This is a genomic window from Nocardia sp. NPDC052001, assembly GCF_040680615.1.
Taxonomy (GTDB): Bacteria; Actinomycetota; Actinomycetes; order Mycobacteriales; family Mycobacteriaceae; genus Nocardia.
In genome coordinates this window covers 1,165,344-1,183,785 of record NZ_JBFAXC010000002.1, presented here as the reverse complement: position 1 = coordinate 1,183,785, position 18,442 = coordinate 1,165,344, and the positions used below count along the sequence as shown (strand labels likewise).

Below are 18,442 nucleotides of genomic sequence, written 5' to 3'. Positions count from 1 at the left end.
TACGTGCCAGCACACCAACCGCGCTCGATGCGAGGTCAGTCCGAGCTCACGCCCGGATTGCCGTCCTCGATGCGCCCGGTGACGCGACGGCGGAAATCGGCATCGCCCTCGGCGGTGATCTCCAGGTCGTACCAGCCGTCGTGGGTCGGCCATTCCAGGCGCTGGTCCGCACCCGGGGCCAGTTCGATCCGGCGTGGATCGCCACCGCCGCGCCGCGCGGTGACCGTCACAATGACAACGCGCCCACCATGATTGGCGAGCGCGAGTGCGAGGGTGCCGCGGGTGCCGGGTTCGGCCCCGACCCGGACTCCGGCCGCGGCGCCCGCGCTGTTACCGCGCAATTCGTGCCAGAACCGATTCGGTCCCTGGACGACGAGGTCGTATTTCCCTGTCACGGTGAACTTTTCGGTGGTGGTGTGCGCGACGTCGTAATGCCGTGGATCGCCTGATATCCCGGCGAACGGATAGATCGTGAAATGCGCTGAGGCCCGACCGGTATCGGTGAGCGTTACCGACAGTGTCGATCCGTCCAGCGCGCTCGAGACCGCGGGCTGATAGGGGAGCGGTCGTGCCTTGCGCGTCCCGGGTTCCTGTATCGGAAGCGATTGCGCGCCAGGCGGTTCCGCCTTCCACCGGGAGGTCGCGGCGGGCACGCTCCCGGGCGTGCCCAGCCGCGGCCGCTTTCCGGCGGCGGTGAAATCGAAGACCGAGGTCATATCGCCGCAGACGGTGCGCCGCCAGGAACTGATATTGGGTTCGCGCACACCGGTCCACAGTTCCAGGAATTGCAGCACCGAGGTGTGATCGAAGACCTCTGAGGAGACGAATCCGCCCATGGTCCAGGGCGATATGACCGTCATCGGCACCCGTACCCCGAGCCCGATGGCCTTCCCGTCGTACCAGTCGTCGCCATTGCCGGAGGCCGGTCGCGGCGGCACCGGTGACGGCACATGGTCGAAATAGCCGTCGTTCTCGTCGAAGGTCAGGAATATCGCCGTCTTGGACCAGGTGTCGATATCGGATCCGATGATATCGAGGAGTTTGTGAATGAAGGACGCACTGCCCACCGGCGTCGACTCCGAGGGATGTTCGGAGTAGCGCGCGGGCGGCACCAGCCAGCTCACCGCCGGAAGCCGGTCCGCGGCGATATCATCGGCGAAGCGTTGCAGCAGGCTGTCGGGTTCACCGCGGAACATGCCCCGATCGAACAGGCTGCGTTCGGCGGGAGTCAGCTTGTCCCGCCCGGCTTTCAACTGTCGCAACAGTCGCTGTTGATCGGAAAGCGAACGCCCGGACAGGGATTCATAGAACTTCTCGGTCGTCAGATACTGCCCGCGCACACTGTCGAGCACCTTGCTGCCGATGCGCTTGAACGGCAGGAAGTACTCGATCGGGTTATCGGTGAAGTTGTCCCACTCCTGATAGATCTGCCACGACACCCCGGCCGCTTCCAGTCGCTCGGGATATGTGGTCCAGTCGTAGCCGCGATGCCGGGCGTCGTAGGCGGCGTTGTCCACCGCCCGCTTACGCCCGCCGGGCTCGAATCCCGTTGTGCCGGTGAAGAAGTAATTACGATTGGGATTGGTCCCGCCGAACATCGAACAGTGGTAGGCGTCGCAGATGGTGAAGGTGTCCGCCAGCTCGTATTGCAGCGGCAGATCCCGGCGATCGTAATAGGCCATGGTGGCCGGGCTCTTGGCCTCGATCCAGCGATCCCACCAGCCCTGCCCCCAGGCTTTGGTGCTGCCGTTCCATTCGTGGTCGAGACTGTCCAGATATTGGATATCGCTGTCCGGTCGTCCCGCGCGTGCGGCCGCCGCTCGCGCGGAGAACGGCAGTACCTCACCATTCGATCCGCGCGGTTGCCGGAACGCGTTGTTACCGTTGCGCAATCGTAGCGGGGTCTCATCCCCGAACCCGCGAACCCCGGCGAGCGACCCGTAATAGTGGTCGAACGACCGGTTCTCCTGCATGAGCAGCACGACATGTTCGATCGCGCCCAATCCGCCCGCCCGGACCGGTGCCGCCATGGCTCGGTGCAGCGAAGACGGTAGTAATGAGGCCGCCGCCGCGCCCGCCGCGATGGTCGCCGCCGAGCCGAGCAGCCGCCTTCGAGAGACGTTGACCATACGTCGAAGTACAGCAGCCGGACCGGAACATTCGGTGATCGCCGCATGATCGCCGTATGAAGGTCCGTGGGCCCAAGGTTGCCGCAGGTGGGCGAGCGCGTGCCCGAGATGCCGAGAACATGAACGGCACAGGCCGAGGGCCCTCGACTGTGCGTGGTCGAAGGCCCTCGGCATGGATCGGACAGTATCAGCCGGCAACCGCTCCGAAGCGTTCTCCGGCGATGGCGCGCGAGGGCTCGCCGTCGACGCCCACCGGCACCTCACCCTCGAGGGTGGTGCGGTAGAGCACCCGGGTGACATCGAGGTGGTCCAGATCGCTGGGCGCCAGATGCGCGGTGGCACGGTTGTCCCAGAACGCGAGACTGCCCTTCTCCCAGCGGAATCGGACCGTGTACGCGCTATCGGACAGCTCCGCGTACAGCAGGTCGAGCAGGGCGTCGCTCTGGCGCGGGCTCAACCCCACGATGCGGGTGGTGAAGCCCGGATTCACGAACAGCACTCGCTCCCCGGTCACCGGATGCACCCGGACCACCGGATGTTCGGTGACCAGCGGCGCCTTGGCTACCTTCTTGGCGTAATCGCTCTCGGCATCCCAGGCGGGTTGCTTACCGCCGAACCGGTGTTCGGCGCGCAGCCCGTCCAGGAACGACTTGAGCGAATCGGGCAGACCCTCGTACACCGCCGCCAGATTGGTCCACTGCGTGTCACCGCCGCGCTCGGGCGCGATCTCGGCCCGCAGCAGCGAGGCCGCCGGGGGATTGATGAGCGGGGAGACATCGGTGTGCCAGTGATTGGTGTAGCTGAACTTGCGCCGCCCGAACCGCTTCTCGTACAACCGGCTGTCCACGGCCAGGATCTCCGGGAACTCGGTGGGTGCGTCGGTGTCATAGGGATGCGAGGGTGTGACCGCCCCGAACCGCCGCGAGAACGCGATGTGCTCGGCATGCCCGATGTCCTGGCCGCGGAAGAACAGCACCTTGTATTCGTGCAGTGCCGCGGTCAGGTCGGCGACCTGCTGATCGCTGAGTTCAGCGCGCAGATCGATATCGGTGATCTCTGCCCCGATATGCCCGGCGACCGGAGAGACGCGCAGCGTGCCGGTATCGGCGAAAGTGGTCATGATCGTGCCTTTCGTAATCGGGATAACGGAAAGTTCAGGCGGTGGCCTGGATTTCGGTCAGCGCGAACTGGCTCTCCACCGGCTCCAGGCCGTAGTGACCGCGCAGGGTGGTGGCGGTGTATTCGGTGCGGAAGAGCCCGCGTTCCTGCAGGATCGGGACGACCTTGTCCACGAAGTCCTCGAGCCCGCCGGGCAGGTACGGCGGCATGATGTTGAATCCGTCGGCCGCGCCGCCCTCGAACCAGCTCTGCAGATCGTCGGCGATCTGTTCGGGCGTGCCCGCCAGGGTGCGGTGGCCGCGGCCACCGCCGAGCTTGCCGATGAGCTGGCGCACGGTCAGCTGCTCCTTCTCGGCCAGTTCCTTGACGAGGGTGAAGCGGCTCTTACCGCCCTCGATCTCGCTTTCCGGCGGCAGCGGGGGCAGCGGCGCGTCCAGGGCGTGTTCGGTGAGATCGATGCCGAGCAGCGAGGAGAGCTGGCGCAGTGCGTAATCGGGGGAGATCAGATCGGTGAACTCCTGCTCCAGGGCCTTGGCCTCCTCCTCGGTATCGGCGATGAACGGCACCAGACCGGGCAGCACCTTGAGCTCATCGGCGGAGCGGCCGAACTTGGCCAGGCGCGACTTGAGATCGCGATAGAACTCCTGTCCCTCCTCGAGCGTGCGCTGCGCGGTGAAGACCGCTTCGGCGTAGTGGGCCGCGAATTCCTTTCCGCTCTCCGAGGATCCGGCCTGCACCAGCAGCGGGCGGCCCTGCGGACTGCGCGGGGAGTTCAGCGGTCCGCGCACCTGGAAGCGCTCACCGCGGTAGTCGATGGTGTGCACCTTGTCCGGATCGGCGAAGACGCCGTCTTCCGGATCGAGCACGATGGCATCGCTCTCCCAGCTGTCCCACAGCTGTACGGCCACATCCACGAATTCCTGTGCCCGCTCATAGCGGCGCGCGTGCTCGGGAATGGAGTCGTAGCCGAAATTGAACGCCTCCTCCTCATTGCCGGAGGTGACGATATTCCAGCCCGCGCGCCCGCCGCTGATGTGATCGAGCGAGGCGAATTTGCGTGCCAGATTGAAGGGTTCGTTATAGGTGGTCGACGCGGTGGCGATGAGCCCGACGTGTTCGGTCGCGGTGGCGATGGCCGCCAGCAGGGTGACCGGTTCGAAGACCGCGAGGGTATTGCGCTTGATGCGCGGTCCGACCGCGAGGCCGTCGGCGAAGAACACCGAATCGAGTTTGCCGCGTTCGGCGATCCGCCCGAGCTCCTGGAAATGACCCACCTCCAGCACCTGATGCTCCCGGGTGCGCGGGTGCCGCCAGGCGGCCTCGTGATGCCCGACGCCCATCAGGAAGGCATTGATGTGAAAAGTCTTGCGTGACATGGAGAGTGTTCCTTCGATCAGCGGTCGGACTGGACGCGCCAGCGGGACAGTCGGCGTTCGAGCGCGACCAGCAGGCCGTTGAACGCGAGTCCCAGTAGCGAGATGGTGACGATGCCCGCGTACATGGCGGGAATCTGGAAGTTCTGCTGTGCCGCGGTGATGAGATAGCCGAGACCGGCACGCGCCCCGACCATTTCGGCCGCGATCAACACCAGGATGGAGGCCGAGGCGGCCATGCGGATACCGGTGAAGATGGCGGGCACGGCCGCGGGCAGCACCACCTTGGCGAACAGCGGGATGGGTGAGAAGCCGAGCGATACAGCGGATTTGATGAGCAGTGGATCGACAGTGCGCACACCGCTGATGGTGTTCAGCAGGATCGGGAAGAAGCTGGCGTACACCACCAGTGCGATCTTGGAGGTCTCGCCGATGCCGAGAATGAGCACGAACACCGGAAGCAGTGCCAGCGCGGCGGTATTGCGGAACAGTTCGAGAATCGGGGAAATGAATTCCGCGACCGGCCGATACCAGGCGATGGCCACGCCCACCGGAATGGCGGAGGCCACCGCGATCGAGAAACCGATGCCCGAGCGGGTCAGGCTCGCCGACACATGTTCGCCGAGCTGACCGGAACGGAACAGCTCCAGCCCCGCCGACCACACATCCGAGAACGGCGGCAGGAAGACCGGATCCACCAACCCGAATCGCGGCGCGAGCTGCCAGATGATCAGGAACAGCACAATCGCCAAGCTGGGCTTGATGATTCGCCACGCCAGCCGCCCGGCGATCGCCGCGACGCGCACGGTGGGCATCGGTGCGGACGTGTGCTTGACGGTTGTGCTCGGTTCGCGGTCGGCGGACTCTTTCAGGTCGGCGGTTCCGATGAGCTGAAGTGCGCTAGACATGGCTGGCTCTCCTGTCGGTGGCGGCGAGCGCGGCCGTCTCCTGGCCCTGCGCCCGGGCGACTTCATCGCGCAGCAGCGACCAGATGTGGTGCCGCACTTCGCGGAAGCTCTCGCTGGATCGGATATCGGCGTCCCCGTCGCGGTCCAGTGCGATATCGACGACCGCCTTGACCCGGCCGGGCCGCGAGGTGAGCACCGCGACCCGCTGGCCGAGGTAGACGGCCTCGTCGATGCCGTGCGTGATGAACAGAATCGTCTTGCCCGTGGCCTTCCAGATGCGAAGCAGCTCGTCCTGCAACGATTCCCGGGTCTGCGCGTCCAGGGCCGCGAACGGCTCGTCCATGAGCAGCACCTCCGGATCGAAGGCCAGGCTGCGGGCGATGGCGACACGCTGTTTCATACCGCCGGAGAGTTCATGCGGATAGCGGTCGCCGAAACCGGCCAGGCCGACCAATTCGAGGTAGTGCTCGGCGATCTGCCTGCGCTCGCGGCGTCGAATTCCCTTGGCCTCCAGGCCGAATTCGATATTCGTGCGGGCGGTGCGCCACGGCAGCAGCGCGTACTGCTGAAAGACGATCCCGCGATCGAGTCCCGGTCCGGTGATCGGCGCGCCATCGAGCAGGATCTGCCCGGTGGTCGGTTTGCTCAGGCCGCCCAGCAGATCCAGCAGCGTCGACTTACCGGAACCACTGGGGCCGACCAGGACCAGGAATTCCCCGTCCCGCACATCGACCGTGATGTCCTCGAGCGCGGTGAAGGCGGCGTTCTCCCCGCGCACCGGGAAGTCCTTGCGCACACCACTCAGCGCGAGCTTGACCCCGCTCATTTCGCCGCCGCCGCTTCACCACTGGGCCCGGCGCCCGCCGGATACTTGCCATTGCTGTACGGGTTGTCCTTATTGGTGTAGAGATCCTTGGCCTGGAACTTGCCCGCGGGCAGTTCGCCATTGCGCACCAGCCAGTCGATCCACACCTGGAACTCGCGGTCCTCGACCACCGCGCCCGGCACCGGGATACCCGAGCTCCTGTAGTACTTCAGCAGTCCGGTGTTCTCATTGCGGCCGCGCTTGGTGATGATCGATTCGAAGCGGGCCACCACCTGATCGCGCGGGGTCACCTGCAACCAGCGGGTGGCGCGCGCGGTGCCCTGCACGAAATCGGCCACCGCGTCCGGCTGCGACTTCAGGTAGTCATTGCGGAAAACGTAAGTGCCGTAGTCGAATTTGCCGAACAAATCCTTATCGGTGTACAGCGGATGCAGTCCGCCGCGCTCGACGGCGTTATCGCGGAACACCGCACCCAGCGCCGCCGCGTCGATCTGACCCTTGCGTAGCGCGTCCTCGGTATTGGCCGGTGGCAGCACCACCAGCTGCACCTGCTTGATCTCGGCATCGCTGAGTCCCTGCTGGTGCAGCCACTCGCGGGTGACGAACTCGTGGTGCGCGCCCAGGGTGTTGACGCCGACCTTCTTGCCGATCAGATCGCGCGCGGAGGTGATGCCCGAATCGTCCCGTACGAAGTAGCCGGTGTACGACTGATCATCAGCCCCATAGGAACTGAGCACGGCAGTGACCGGTGCGCCACCGGCAACCAGTTTGATGACCGCACCGTTGAAGGCGCTGCCGAATTCGATCTGTTTGGTCGCGGCGGCCTGGATATTGGCGGGACCGCTGGTGGTGTCGCCCTCCCAGTGCAGGCTGATCTTATTGAAATAGCCCAGATCCGCGGCGAGCTCGTACGGCGTCACCTGTCCGGTCGTGCCCTGGTAGCGCACAACGGTTTTCCCGTCGGCGGTGGTGGCGGGCTCGGACTTACCGCAACCGGTGAGAACCTCGACCGCGCTGGTAATCGCCAACGCGGCGGCGAGGATTCGCAACGTTCGTGCGGTTCGGAATGCCCGTGCGGGTCTGGAAGCGGAAGCCATAGTGATTCTTTCGATGAACGCGTACGCGGTAACGCGTATTCAGGAATGATCGGTTGATCAGATGGTGTCGACGCCGGGAGCGCGCGGCAATCGTCTTTTCACGATGTGGAAATCAGCGTGATTCTAATTCGGCGGAATCCGTTGCCCCGCCGACGGTTTGGAACAGCGGTGCGATGCGTCCGGCCGTGATTCGCATGGCGGGCACGATATTTCGTATGAGCTCGGCATTGAGTCGTGCCGACCGCGCCTGTACCGCGAGCGCGCCGCGCACTCGTTTGTCCGGTCCGACGATGGGGACCGCGACCGCCCGAATGGGGTCGTCGGTCGGCATCAACTCGGTGGCGAAGCCGCTGCGCCGGACGCGATCGAGATCGGTATGCAGTCCGGCGGTCCGCGCCGGGCGGGTATCGCGCCGGGCCGCGTGCTCCTCGGCGATGGTGTCGAAGGGGGAGAAGGCCAGCAGCGCGTGCCCGGCCGCGCTGTCACGCAGCGGCCGCCGGTCCCGGGGCAGCTGGTTGGGGCAGAAATACACCGGTGGCCTGGCCTGGAACACCGTGACCGCGTCCCGGTCCTCGGCCATGCTCACGCTCACGGTGATGCCGATACCGGCGGCCAGCGCGTACAGGTGGGGTGCGGCCGAGTCCAGGCCGAGGCGGCCCAGTGCGGGCCGGGCCAGCGATGCCAGGCCGTGACCGATGCGGTAACGGTCGGTCGCCGGATCCTGTTCGAGCAGCCTCCCCCGCACCAGGGCCTGGGCGAGCCGGTGCACGGTGCTCACCGGTAGGTCCGCCAGGTGCGCCAACTCGCTCACCGACAGCTCGGGATCGCCTTCGAAGCAGCTCAGTACCCCGATCGCGCGGTCGACCGCGCGCGCTCCGGAGCGTGGTTCCTCGGTGGCCATGGATCCTCCTGCGGGGACGAAACAGTAGTCCCGGAACTATGACCATGGCTCTGACCGGCGGCAATGATTGTGCGCACCCCGATCGCAGGTCTCGAGAAGCAGGTCGAACGGGGTCTCGGGAAGATCGCGCATCGGCGAAAAACTATTTCTATTACGCGACCCGGGTCACTATTTTCGAGTGGCCTCCGTCACATTATCGGCGGTGAATTCGAACAATGTAATTCACCATTCGTCCGGTGCTGTCTGCATAAACTCCGCGAGTGCGGTCGACGCCAATTTGTCAACCGTCCGTGATCGCCCCGTGATTAGTTGTGATTGTTCCGTTACCGTCGTTCACGGCTCGAATCACCGAGTCCGAAATCGAACCGCCGAACACCGGCAACCCCGTCCCGCGGTTCGAACGAAACCGACATCCCTGGGGACGGGGACCCGCTGCTGAGAGCGCGGGCCGATTGGGCGCAGGCCAGGAATCCCATATGACTCGCAAGTTCAGCACCCGCATGCTCGTCGCCACCGCCGCCACCGGCATCCTCGCCGCTGTCCCGTTCGCGATGTCCACCGGCACCGCCTCGGCTGCCTCGGGCAACTGGGACGCCGTCGCGCAGTGCGAGAGCAGCGGCAACTGGGCCGCCAACACCGGTAACGGCTTCTACGGCGGCCTGCAGTTCACCCAGAGCACCTGGAACGCGTACGGCGGCGCGGGCAATGCCGCGAACGCCAGCCGCGAGGAGCAGATCCGCGTGGCCGAGAACGTGCTCGCCGGTCAGGGCGCGGGCGCGTGGCCGCACTGCGGCGCGTACCTCTAAGGTACCGCGCGCTGCCGGTTCGACCGGCGCACCAAGCATGACGATGGCCCCGGATCAATGGCGATCCGGGGCCATTTCGCTTCTGTACCGCTAGCGGTGGGCGTCGTAGATCGCCTGTGCCAGTTCGGATTTGAGCGCCTGGAACGCCGGGGTCGCGGTGACCCGCAGCTCACGCACGGCATCCGCGTCATCGCCCGGCAGGTCGATCCGGCGGTCCAGGATGATCCGGCCGGGCCGGGCGCTCATGACCAGCACCCGGGTGGACAGGAATACGGCCTCCTCCACCGAGTGGGTCACGAAGACCACGGTCTTGCCCGCCTGCCGCCACAGTCGCAGCAGTTCGACCTGTAGACGCTCCCTGGTGAGCTGGTCCAGGGCCCCGAACGGCTCATCCATCAGGATGATGCGCGGATCGTTGATCAGCACCCGGGCGATCTGCGCGCGCTGCTGCATACCGCCGGACAGCTCATAGGGCCGTTTACCGCCCACATCGCCCAGACCGACCAGGTCCAGTAGACGATCGGACTCCGCGCGCCGGGTCCGCTTGTCCACACCCCGGCACTTGGGGCCGAACTCGATGTTCCCGCGCACCGACAGCCACGGGTAGAGCGTCGGGGCCTGGAACACCACACCGCGCTCCGGGCTCGGACCCGCGATGGGGTCCGCGCCTACCAGCAGCGCGCCGGTGGTCGGGGTGAGGAAGCCGCCGAGCAGCTGCAGCAGCGTGGTCTTACCGCAACCGGACGGGCCGACCACGCTCACGAACTCGCCGGGTTCGATGACCAGATCGGTGGGGGACAGCGCCACCGTCGATCCGGTCGCGGTGTCGTAGGTCTTGGACACCTCGCTCAGCACGACCCGATCACGCTGTGCGACAGCGGAACTCACTTGGCGCTCGCCGCTGTCGCGGCATCGGCGTAGACCGCTCCGGCGTACTTCTCCGGTGCGGCCAGACCCTGAATCTCGCCCTGGCTCAACAGGAATTGCGCCGAACCCTGCAGATCCGAGCCGAGCTGCTTGCCCAGGTAGGGCGCGCCCGCCTGCGTCGCGGCATCGAGGAAGACATAGCCCGGCAGCTGCTTGCGCACCGCGTCGACCGAGATACCGAGCTGCGCGGCGATGTGTGTGGCCGCGGCCTGCGGATCATTGGCGAGCTGATGCACCGCCCAGTTCTGCGTGGCCGTCCACACCGTGAGGAACTTCGGATTGGCGCTCACGAAATCGCTGCGCGCACCCTCGAGATCGAACGTCGGCTTCCCGGCCTTGGCGGTTTCGGCCGCGGTGGTGACGGTATGCCCGTTCTTCAGCAATTCGGTCAGCGTCGGCTCCCAGATGAACGCCGCGTCGATACCGCTATCGCGCCACGCGCCGAGAATCGCGTCGGGCGTGAGGTTTACGAGCGTCACATCCCGCTCGATTCCGGCCGCCGCGAGCGCACCGAGCAGACTGTAATGCGAGGTGCTGGCGAACGGCACCGCGATCTTCTTGCCCCGCAGCCCCGCCACCGAGGTGATCGCCGGATCCTTCACCACCAGCGATTCGGCGGACCCGATCACATCGTGGATCCACACCACCTTCATATCGATATTCAGCGGAGCCGAAATCGCCCGCGCCGCAGCCGCACTCCCGAGCAACCCCAAATCCAGCGAATTCGATCCGAACGCCTGAATAACCGTCGCGCCCGACGCGAACTTGCTCCAGGTGATCTTCGCCTTCGGCAGGCAGGTCTCCAACAGCCCGGCGTCCTTCACCACGAGCGCCCCATTGGGAATGTCCTGATACCCCAGTCGCACTGTGCCGGTGAAGGATTCGTCGACGGGTACCGGGCACGCCACCTTGTCGCCGCCCGCGCGTGACTGATCGGTCCGTCCGGACTCCACGCAGCCCGAGAGGGCGGCGGCGAGGACTCCGGCCAGTGCCAATGCGACAAGCTTGCGTTTCATGCTTTGCCTTTCCAGGGGACGGCGAGGTCGCCGATCCGCTTGATCGCCGCGTCCAACCCGAGCGCGGTAAGACCGATAACGATGATGCAGGCCATGGTCAGCGGGGTGTCGAGACGCTGACCGGACAGGTAGGCGAGACCGCCGATGCCCGGAATGCCGTTGTCGAGTTCGGCGGCGACGACGGTGGTCCAGGCGAATCCGATGGCCACGCGGATGCCGCCGATGACCTCGGGGAGGGTGGCGGGCAACAGGACCCGGGTGATGACCTGACGTCGGTTCGCGCCGAGCGAGCGTGCCGCGTTGACGCGGTCCGCCGAAACCCCGTGCACGCCGGTCATGGTGGCGATCACCAGCGGCGGGAACGCGGCCAGGAACAGCAGCCAGATCTTCGAGGTGTCACCGATGCCGAACCAGACGATGAGCAGGCCGATATAGCCGAGCGGGGGGAGAGCGCGCAGGAAGTTCAGATACGGCTCGACGATCGTGGCGAGCGTGCGCGAGGTCCCCAGACCGAAACCCACCAGTGGACCGAGGATTACGGCCGCTCCGGCACCCGCGCCGATGCGCTGCAAACTGGCCAGCAGATGCTCCCAGAGGAAGTAGTTCTGCTCGCCGCGCACTTCTCGCGGCACACCCGGAGCCAGCTCATGCCAGCTGTTGGCGCGCACGAACGCCCGCCACACCGCCCCGGGCGTCGGCAGGAATTGCTGATCGACGATCTTCGCCGCGCTGATCGCCCACCACAGCACCAGCAGCACGGCCAGCGACAGCACCCGCACCCCGATCCCGCGCACCCGCCCGGACCGGCCGGTGGTCTGCGCTGTGCCGAGTTCCGCTGCGCGCGTAGCGGTTCGGGTCGCCCCGAGGCTGATCATGCCGCCCGTCCTCCGATGCCGTCGCGGTCGGCCGCCTCCCGTCGAGGGGCCATAACCGTCCGGCCCGATCCTTTCCCCCGCGCGCGGCTCTGCCCAGATACACGATCACCGTGATTTGAAGTGCGTGCGTTTGAGCACACGTCGACGAGGGAGGTGGGCGATCCGCCGCCCCGGTGCGTTCTCCGGGTCGGCAGGCATGTCATCGCTACGGCCGGGCAACCTCGGCAGCAACCGGACGCTGTCGGTGGCCGCCGCCGCGCCCGGTATGTGCGGCCGAACGGTCAGTGGCGTTGCGATCGGCGGCAATCCGCGCGGGTGTCCAGCCGCCGCGCGGCGTGTGCGGAGCCATTATCCAAGCGTTATCTCGTCACGGCCCGGTGTCGGATACGGCGGCTTAGGCTCCTCTGTATGACTGTTGTGACCTGGCCGGACGAGGTGGACGAGGTCCTCGGCGGTGATCTGACCTGCGCGCTGGCCTATCTCACCCCGGCGGGCGGTGCGGTGGTCTCGGCGGTCGCGCCGATCGGCCTGCGCGATCGGGATCGGGGCACGGTCGGCTTCACCACCTCCCTCGGCTTCGGGCGCAAGCTGGAGCGGATGAAGCGCAATCCGCAAGTGGCGCTTGCCTTCCACTCGCGCAAGCACGGCCTCGGCGATTTCTCGAACGCGCGGTATGTGCTGGTGCAGGGCACAGCGACATTCGACGTGACGCCGGATCGGGCCACCATGGAAGACATCGGTGAACGCGTCGTACCGTTCATGGGTCCGCCGAAACAGGGCCGGTTCTGGGATCGCTGGTTGAGTGCGTACTACGCCGACCGCGTGGTGGTGACCGTCGCGGTGCATCGCATCGTTGTCTGGCCGGACCTCGAAACCACCGGGGTTCCAGAGGTTTTCGGTGAACCGCTGCCGACCTCGAACGCGCCTTCGCAGAAGCCACCCGCGGGCGGCACCGCGCCGCGGGTCGAGGTGGACAAGGCAGCCGCGAAGGCCGACCGCCTGCCCTTCCGGCTGCTGTCCTACCGACAGGCGGACGGCTACCCCACGATCGTCCCGGTCGATATCAGCGGTTCCGGTCCCGAAGGTCTGAGCCTCGCCATCGCGGCCGGTGCTCCCGGCGGCGGCCGCCGCGCGGGGCTGCTCGCGCACGACTACCGGCCCAAACTGATCGGCCTGGAATCGCGGCAGCACACCGGTTGGCTCGAGGCGGACGGCGAAACGGGCACGTACGCCCCGCACACCGCCTCCGGCTTCGCCGCACCCCCGAACAAAACCCTGTTACTGCTCGCGAACGGTTTCCTGGCCCGTCGCGGCCTGAAGAAGGCACAGCAGGAGGGCTTACTTGACGCGCTTCGCTGATCGTCGGCGACCGGTACACGCGCCGCAGCAGCTAAGGCGACGAAGAGCGTGCAGTCCGGGCGAATAGGCGGGCGGGACCGCCGGGCGCGATACCCCGGAGTGCCTCGCACTCTTGCCGATTCGGGTAAGTCCCCGCTCGGAAGGTGCTCGGGCAGTATCGTTTTACATGCTCGCCGGTGCGGCCGAAGCGCGGCCCGGGGTGGGCGGGGCGGGTATGGCGACACGGAGAGCGGTGCTGCGGGCGGGTGTGCTGCTGCCCGTCACCGCGGCTTGCGCACCCGGATTCGGGGCGCGCTCGGATGCGGTGCGGATCGCGGTCTCCTGGGGCGGCTCGGAGCTCGATGCCTTCGAAAGTGTGCTCACCGCGGTCGATTTCGGGTATCCCACCGAGGTGATACCGCTCGGGGACGATATCGGCACGGTATTCGGCGCGGGGCGTTCGGCCCCCGATATCGTCATGCTCCCGCAGGCCGGTCAGGTGCGGAAACTGGCCGAGGACAAGCGATTACGGCCACTCGATGATGCGCTGTGGACCGCCGGGGGAGCCGCCGAGTACGCCCCGGGCTGGCAATCGCTGCTGCGGATTCCCTCCGCCGGTGACCGGCTGTACGGGCTGCCGTTCAAACAGGCCTGCAAATCGCTCATCTGGTACGACCGGGAGCGGTTGCGGAAACTGGGACTGCCGGACCCCGGCACCTGGTCCTTTCGTGAATGGCCCAGCCATATGGACGCGGTATCGGATGCGGGCCTGAGCCTGCTCGCGCTCGGCGCGGCGGACGGCTGGGTGCTGACCGACTTCTTCGAGAACGTGCTGTGGGCGGAATATCCCGATGTCTATGACCGGCTGGCGAATCCGGCGCTCTGGCTGGACGCGAGCGGACAACCGCCCGCCGATCTCGGCTCCGCACTGCGCGATCTGGCGGCGGTGTGGGGCCACCGGCACGCCTTTCCCGGCGATATCGGCAAAACCCTCACCCGGCAGTTCCCGGACGCGATTCACGATGTGTTCCAGCGTCATTCGGCGCTCATGGTGGTCGCCCCGGACTTCGCCGAGCCGATCGTGCGCGCCTGCGTCCCGGCCGCGTCGCTGGAGAGCACCGTCGGTGTCGCGCCATTCCCGGGCGCGGGCGGTGCGCGCGGTGCGCCGCTGATCGCCGGTGGCGACGTCATGGTGGTGACCGAATCCGCGAAAGACACCGCGGCGCAATTGGTATCCCTGCTCGCGCAACCGCGCGCCGCGCTGCCCTGGATCACCCGCTACGGCGGTTTCGTCGCCGCGAATCAAGCCACCCCGCAGCAGTATTCACCACTGATCGCGCCGGTCGCCGCGCGCTTCCGCGACTGGACCGCCTTCGATCTCGGTGATCGGATCGGTTCCAGCGGTGGCCGTTTCGACCTGTGGCGGGCGTTGACCGACTTTCTGACCGCACTCGATACCGAGGGGAGCGATACGGCGGTGCGCCATGCCGTCGCCGCCATCGACGACCTCGAACGACGGCGGCGCGACTGACATGGACGCACTTGACTCACATGGCCTCGACCTGGAATTGGCCCCGCGCCGCCTGTCCGGCCCGTTGATTCCGGGCAGGCATCCGCGCAAATGGATCGGCGCGGTCATTCTGCTGCCCGCGCTCGGCTTGATCACGGTCTTCATCGTGGCCCCGTCGCTCTATACCGTCTGGCTCGCGGCGCGGGCGCGGCCCGGATTGACCCTCGGCTGCGGGTTGCTGGTGCTCGCCGCGATCCCACCGGCCCTCGCGGGAGATGTCAAGCGCCGCTACCCGGGGCTACCGGCCGTGCTGCCGGTCGCGATCACCTGGATCGTCGTGGTGGCAGCGGTCGGCCTGATCCTCATCGGCCGCGGCCTGACCCCGGACGGCGTGCGTGCTTATCTGTACACCGTCGGATGGGTGATCGTCGCGGCGCTGCTGGTGCTGCTGGCGCTGGCGATCGCCTGGTTCACCCGCCGACTCCGCTGGATGTGGCGGCCGCTGATCGTGCCGTTCGGCATTTCGGCGTTCACCGCGGGCATCGCGTTCCGCCTGCTCTTCGACCACCTGACCGAGAATCGCGAACTCGGCGGCGTCATCGCCTATCGCATCGCCTTCGGGGTGCTGCTGGTGCTGGCCTTCGCGTGGACCTGGCTCGGCTTGCTCACCGGCCTGTTCCGCGCGGCCCTGCTCGGTATCGAGGCCGATGAGGTGCGAGCCGGGGAGCTCTACGAGGAAACCCGGCCGCACTTGGTATTTCGACTGCTGCGACTGGTGCAACCGGTGTGGTTGATCGCCATGCTGGTCGTCGGTGTGGCGGCGGCCCGCGTGTTCGATGCCATCCTGGCCTCGGTGCCGCGCTCCATGCAGTACCAGATCGACAGCGCGACCGTGTACTGGTGGCGCACCTCGGCGGCATGCGGTCCGTGGTGCGGTGAGGCCGCCGCCTACGCGCTGCCGCTGGCCGTGGCGCTCGGGCTGGCCGCGCTGTGGGCGCAGGCCGGTATTCGCGGGCATCGAATGAGCTGGACGGCGACCACGCGAATTCCGGAAACGGGCAGGGAGCGAACGGGTTTCGCGCAATGGCTGGCGGTGCTGGTTTTGACGGGTGTCGCGTTGATCCCGATCGGCATCTTGGCGTGGGAGGCGCTGGGCAGCTCCGGCCGCTCGGTGCGCGCGCAATTGCGCGCGATCGGGCATGACGGTGGCCTATGGCGTGCGCTCGGCATCACCGCGAGCGTCGCGGTACTCGTCACGCTCATCGTGCTGCTGGTCTCGGTGCAGGTCGCGCATCGGCTGGCCGCGGTGCGCACCGGTATCGGGGCTCGAATCGTGGTGCCCTGCCTGGTGTTTCTGACGGTGCTGCCCGCGCAGATGTATCTGGGACCGCTGCACGATGTGATCAATGCGTGGGGGTTCGCGGGCACCCGGGTGCCGCTGATCTTCACCCATGCCGCGGCCGGACTGCCCATCGCGATCCTCATTCTGCGCGGCGCGCTGCTCGCGCCCGCGTACACCCCGGCCGCGGACGCGCTCTACGGTCTCGCGCCCGCGCGGGTGGTCACCGGCCGGGTTCTGCGCGCTGTCCGCCCTGCCCTCGGCGCGGTGGCTGTCCTCGAGTTCATCCAGGTCTGGAACGACTTCTTCATCGGCCTGCTGATCAGCGGTGCGGGTGCGAGTCCGTGGGCGCTGCTGCTGTGGGGCGACACCCGCCAATTCGACCAGAATGCGGCACAACTCGCGGCGGGTGCGCTGGTGTCGGCGGTGGTCCCGGTGACATTGCTGCTGCTGTTCTGGCGACGCTGGCTGATGCCCGGCCTGACCGGGGGAGCGGTGCGATGACCTCCCCGCGCGACGCCGATTCCAATGTCATCGCCACCCCGAAATCCGGTGTGCTGCAACGCATGCTGGGCGCGATGATGGTGCTGGGCACCGGCCTGATCGGTGAGCTCGGCCGGATCTCGATCACCGACGCGTTCAAGGAGAACGTGGTGGTGACGCTGCTGTCCGGCGTACTGGGCTGGGTGCTGATGCCGCTGGTCGTCATCGCGGGTCTGATCCTGGTCTTCCGGGCCACCACGGCGATGGCCGCGGAGCATCGTGAACGCGACGGGGAACTTCCCGAACCAGGTGCGCCATGGCCGGAACCGATCGACCCCGTCGAGGACGCCACCCTGGACGGCTATCGGGAGGCCGCGGTCCTGCGCGAACTTCCCGCGCGGGATTTCGAGATCGGCATTCTGCTCGAGGTGCTCGCGGCCATCGGCACCGCCCGCGCCCGGCTGCCCGCCGGATCCACTCTGCCGGAGCATCGCACCGCCACCGAGATATCGGCCGAATTGGTGCGGCGCGGGGTACTCGAACACCTGACAGCGGGCCGTTGCCGATTGGCTCGGGTTCCCGTCGAACCCGGGACGGCCGCGGTCCGGTCACTGCCGGAATGGCGTGCGGGCTGCAACGAACTCATTCGCCGCCGGGCCGAGCATGCGGCGGGATGGGCTGCGGCACTGGATGATCCAGAGCGGTCGGCGGTGGCTCGGCGCTGGTTCCGGACCGAGGAGCCCAGATTGCGCCGCCTGCTGGAGCGGTGCGCGGACACCCCCGAGTTGCGGCGGCTGCGGATGACGGTGCCGCAGCTCGCCGTCATCGCCGATGCGCTGGACTCCTGGTACGCGCGAATCGGCCGGGGCGAGAACGATTTCGGTACCGCCACGGTAATGATCCGGATCGCACCGGACCCGCGCCGGGATCCGATACCCCCCGGCGGTGGCCCGCCACCGCCGGGGAGTCCGCCATCGCCCGTGGGCGGTTCGGCGCGGGCCGGGTTCCCCGCGATCGCGGAACTGGCCCGAATCCGCGCGGACCCCGAGTACACCCCGCCGTCCCGTATCCGACCGCGTCCGCTGCTGACGAATCTGCGCGCCCGCGCCGGCCACCGCTGGGCCCTGGCTGAATTGAATTCCGCCGCACCGGAACTGGACCGCATCGCGACCGCGCTCGAGGCCGCCTGGTGGCGACTGCCGCGCGAGGATGTGGCCGGTGAGGTCTGCGCGCTGCTGAATCTGGCCCTGGTCCATCTGTGCCAGGGCCGCCTCGACGCCGCCCGCGATCGCCTCGAACTGGCCGAAACCCTCGCGGCGGACGGCCGGGATCCGGCCGGACTGGCACATGTGCACGAGGTGCTCGGCATTCTGGACTGGGCCGTGGGCGCACCGCACCGCGCACTGCGCTCATGGCAGACGGCGCTGGGCGAATGGCGGGTCCTCGACGATCGCCTCGGCATCGCGCGCTGTCTTCAGCATCTGGGCTCGGCGGCGGTGCAGGATCCGGCGCTCGGGGCATCCCTGCTCGATCCGGCGGGCGATACCCAGGCGGCCGAGGTGCTGCGCCAGGCCACCGGATGGCTGGCGCACGCCCGCGAGCTGTATCCGCAAGCGCGGTTCGCGCAGTCGTATTCGGAGCGGGCGGCCCGCACCCTGCGCGCCGCGCCCGAAGGTATGCGCCGCGGGGTGCGCCCGCTCCGGCGGATCGATCGCTGGCCGTTTCAACCGCAGGACAACGACCCGGCGGGAGAAGCAGCCTCGGGATGACGTCGACGCGGAATCATGGCACGTGG

Annotated in this window: 15 protein-coding genes; 5 read left to right on the top strand and 10 right to left on the bottom strand. The window is 67.4% G+C overall.

The window, feature by feature from the left end; all coding sequences use genetic code 11:
• Positions 1–35: 35 nt before the first annotated feature.
• From AB0L82_RS13855 to AB0L82_RS13825, 7 genes are all read right to left on the bottom strand, one after another.
• Positions 36–2,129: a phosphocholine-specific phospholipase C gene (locus tag AB0L82_RS13855; RefSeq protein WP_364635043.1), complete on the bottom strand. Its 2,094-nt coding sequence runs from the start codon at positions 2,127–2,129 to the stop codon at positions 36–38.
• Between the two features lie 187 nt (positions 2,130–2,316).
• Positions 2,317–3,249 (bottom strand): TauD/TfdA family dioxygenase, encoded by a 933-nt coding sequence (locus AB0L82_RS13850; RefSeq protein WP_364635040.1) that lies wholly within the window; start codon positions 3,247–3,249, stop codon positions 2,317–2,319.
• A 34-nt stretch (positions 3,250–3,283) separates the two neighbouring features.
• Positions 3,284–4,624 (bottom strand): LLM class flavin-dependent oxidoreductase, encoded by a 1,341-nt coding sequence (locus AB0L82_RS13845; protein ID WP_364635037.1) that lies wholly within the window; start codon positions 4,622–4,624, stop codon positions 3,284–3,286.
• 17 nt (positions 4,625–4,641) lie between these two features.
• Positions 4,642–5,436 carry an ABC transporter permease gene (locus AB0L82_RS13840; protein WP_364636076.1) on the bottom strand — a complete coding sequence of 265 codons (795 nt, stop codon included), beginning with the start codon at positions 5,434–5,436 and terminating at the stop codon, positions 4,642–4,644.
• A gap of 85 nt (positions 5,437–5,521) precedes the next feature.
• Complete coding sequence (locus AB0L82_RS13835) at positions 5,522–6,355, bottom strand: ABC transporter ATP-binding protein (protein WP_364635034.1); 834 nt, start codon at positions 6,353–6,355, stop codon at positions 5,522–5,524.
• The gene (locus AB0L82_RS13830; RefSeq protein ID WP_364635031.1) at positions 6,352–7,452 is read right to left on the bottom strand and encodes an ABC transporter substrate-binding protein; all 1,101 of its coding nucleotides are present in this window, start codon (positions 7,450–7,452) and stop codon (positions 6,352–6,354) included. The genes AB0L82_RS13835 and AB0L82_RS13830 overlap by 4 nt, the downstream gene beginning before the upstream one ends.
• Before the next feature lie 112 nt (positions 7,453–7,564).
• Positions 7,565–8,353 carry an IclR family transcriptional regulator gene (locus AB0L82_RS13825; protein ID WP_364635028.1) on the bottom strand — a complete coding sequence of 263 codons (789 nt, stop codon included), beginning with the start codon at positions 8,351–8,353 and terminating at the stop codon, positions 7,565–7,567.
• A 476-nt stretch (positions 8,354–8,829) separates the two neighbouring features.
• Between AB0L82_RS13825 and AB0L82_RS13820 the strand changes: the two genes are divergently transcribed.
• Entirely contained in the window at positions 8,830–9,159 is a 330-nt protein-coding gene (locus tag AB0L82_RS13820; RefSeq protein ID WP_364635025.1) for a transglycosylase family protein, read from the top strand.
• A 90-nt stretch (positions 9,160–9,249) separates the two neighbouring features.
• Here AB0L82_RS13820 and AB0L82_RS13815 read toward each other — a convergent pair whose 3' ends face one another.
• From AB0L82_RS13815 to AB0L82_RS13805, 3 genes are read right to left on the bottom strand one after another with little or no spacing between them, the layout of a single operon-like run.
• Complete coding sequence (locus AB0L82_RS13815) at positions 9,250–10,047, bottom strand: ABC transporter ATP-binding protein (RefSeq protein ID WP_364635022.1); 798 nt, start codon at positions 10,045–10,047, stop codon at positions 9,250–9,252.
• Positions 10,044–11,102, bottom strand: coding sequence for an ABC transporter substrate-binding protein (locus AB0L82_RS13810; RefSeq protein WP_364635019.1), 1,059 nt, complete (start codon positions 11,100–11,102; stop codon positions 10,044–10,046). The genes AB0L82_RS13815 and AB0L82_RS13810 overlap by 4 nt, the downstream gene beginning before the upstream one ends.
• Positions 11,099–11,977 carry an ABC transporter permease gene (locus AB0L82_RS13805; RefSeq protein ID WP_364635015.1) on the bottom strand — a complete coding sequence of 293 codons (879 nt, stop codon included), beginning with the start codon at positions 11,975–11,977 and terminating at the stop codon, positions 11,099–11,101. The genes AB0L82_RS13810 and AB0L82_RS13805 overlap by 4 nt, the downstream gene beginning before the upstream one ends.
• Positions 11,978–12,385: 408 nt before the next feature.
• Here AB0L82_RS13805 and AB0L82_RS13800 point away from each other — a divergent pair, with 408 nt between their 5' ends.
• The 4 genes from AB0L82_RS13800 (at position 12,386) to AB0L82_RS13785 (ending at position 18,416) form a co-directional block, all read left to right on the top strand.
• Positions 12,386–13,336, top strand: coding sequence for a pyridoxamine 5'-phosphate oxidase family protein (locus AB0L82_RS13800; RefSeq protein ID WP_364635012.1), 951 nt, complete (start codon positions 12,386–12,388; stop codon positions 13,334–13,336).
• Positions 13,337–13,550: 214 nt separating this feature from the next.
• A complete protein-coding gene (locus AB0L82_RS13795) occupies positions 13,551–14,846 on the top strand; it encodes an ABC transporter substrate-binding protein (protein WP_364635009.1) in 1,296 nt (431 codons plus the stop codon).
• A 1-nt stretch (position 14,847) separates the two neighbouring features.
• Positions 14,848–16,668, top strand: coding sequence for a hypothetical protein (locus AB0L82_RS13790; RefSeq protein WP_364635006.1), 1,821 nt, complete (start codon positions 14,848–14,850; stop codon positions 16,666–16,668).
• On the top strand, positions 16,665–18,416 hold the full coding sequence (locus tag AB0L82_RS13785; RefSeq protein WP_364635003.1) for a hypothetical protein: 1,752 nt from the start codon (positions 16,665–16,667) through the stop codon (positions 18,414–18,416). The genes AB0L82_RS13790 and AB0L82_RS13785 overlap by 4 nt, the downstream gene beginning before the upstream one ends.
• Positions 18,417–18,442 lie beyond the last annotated feature (26 nt).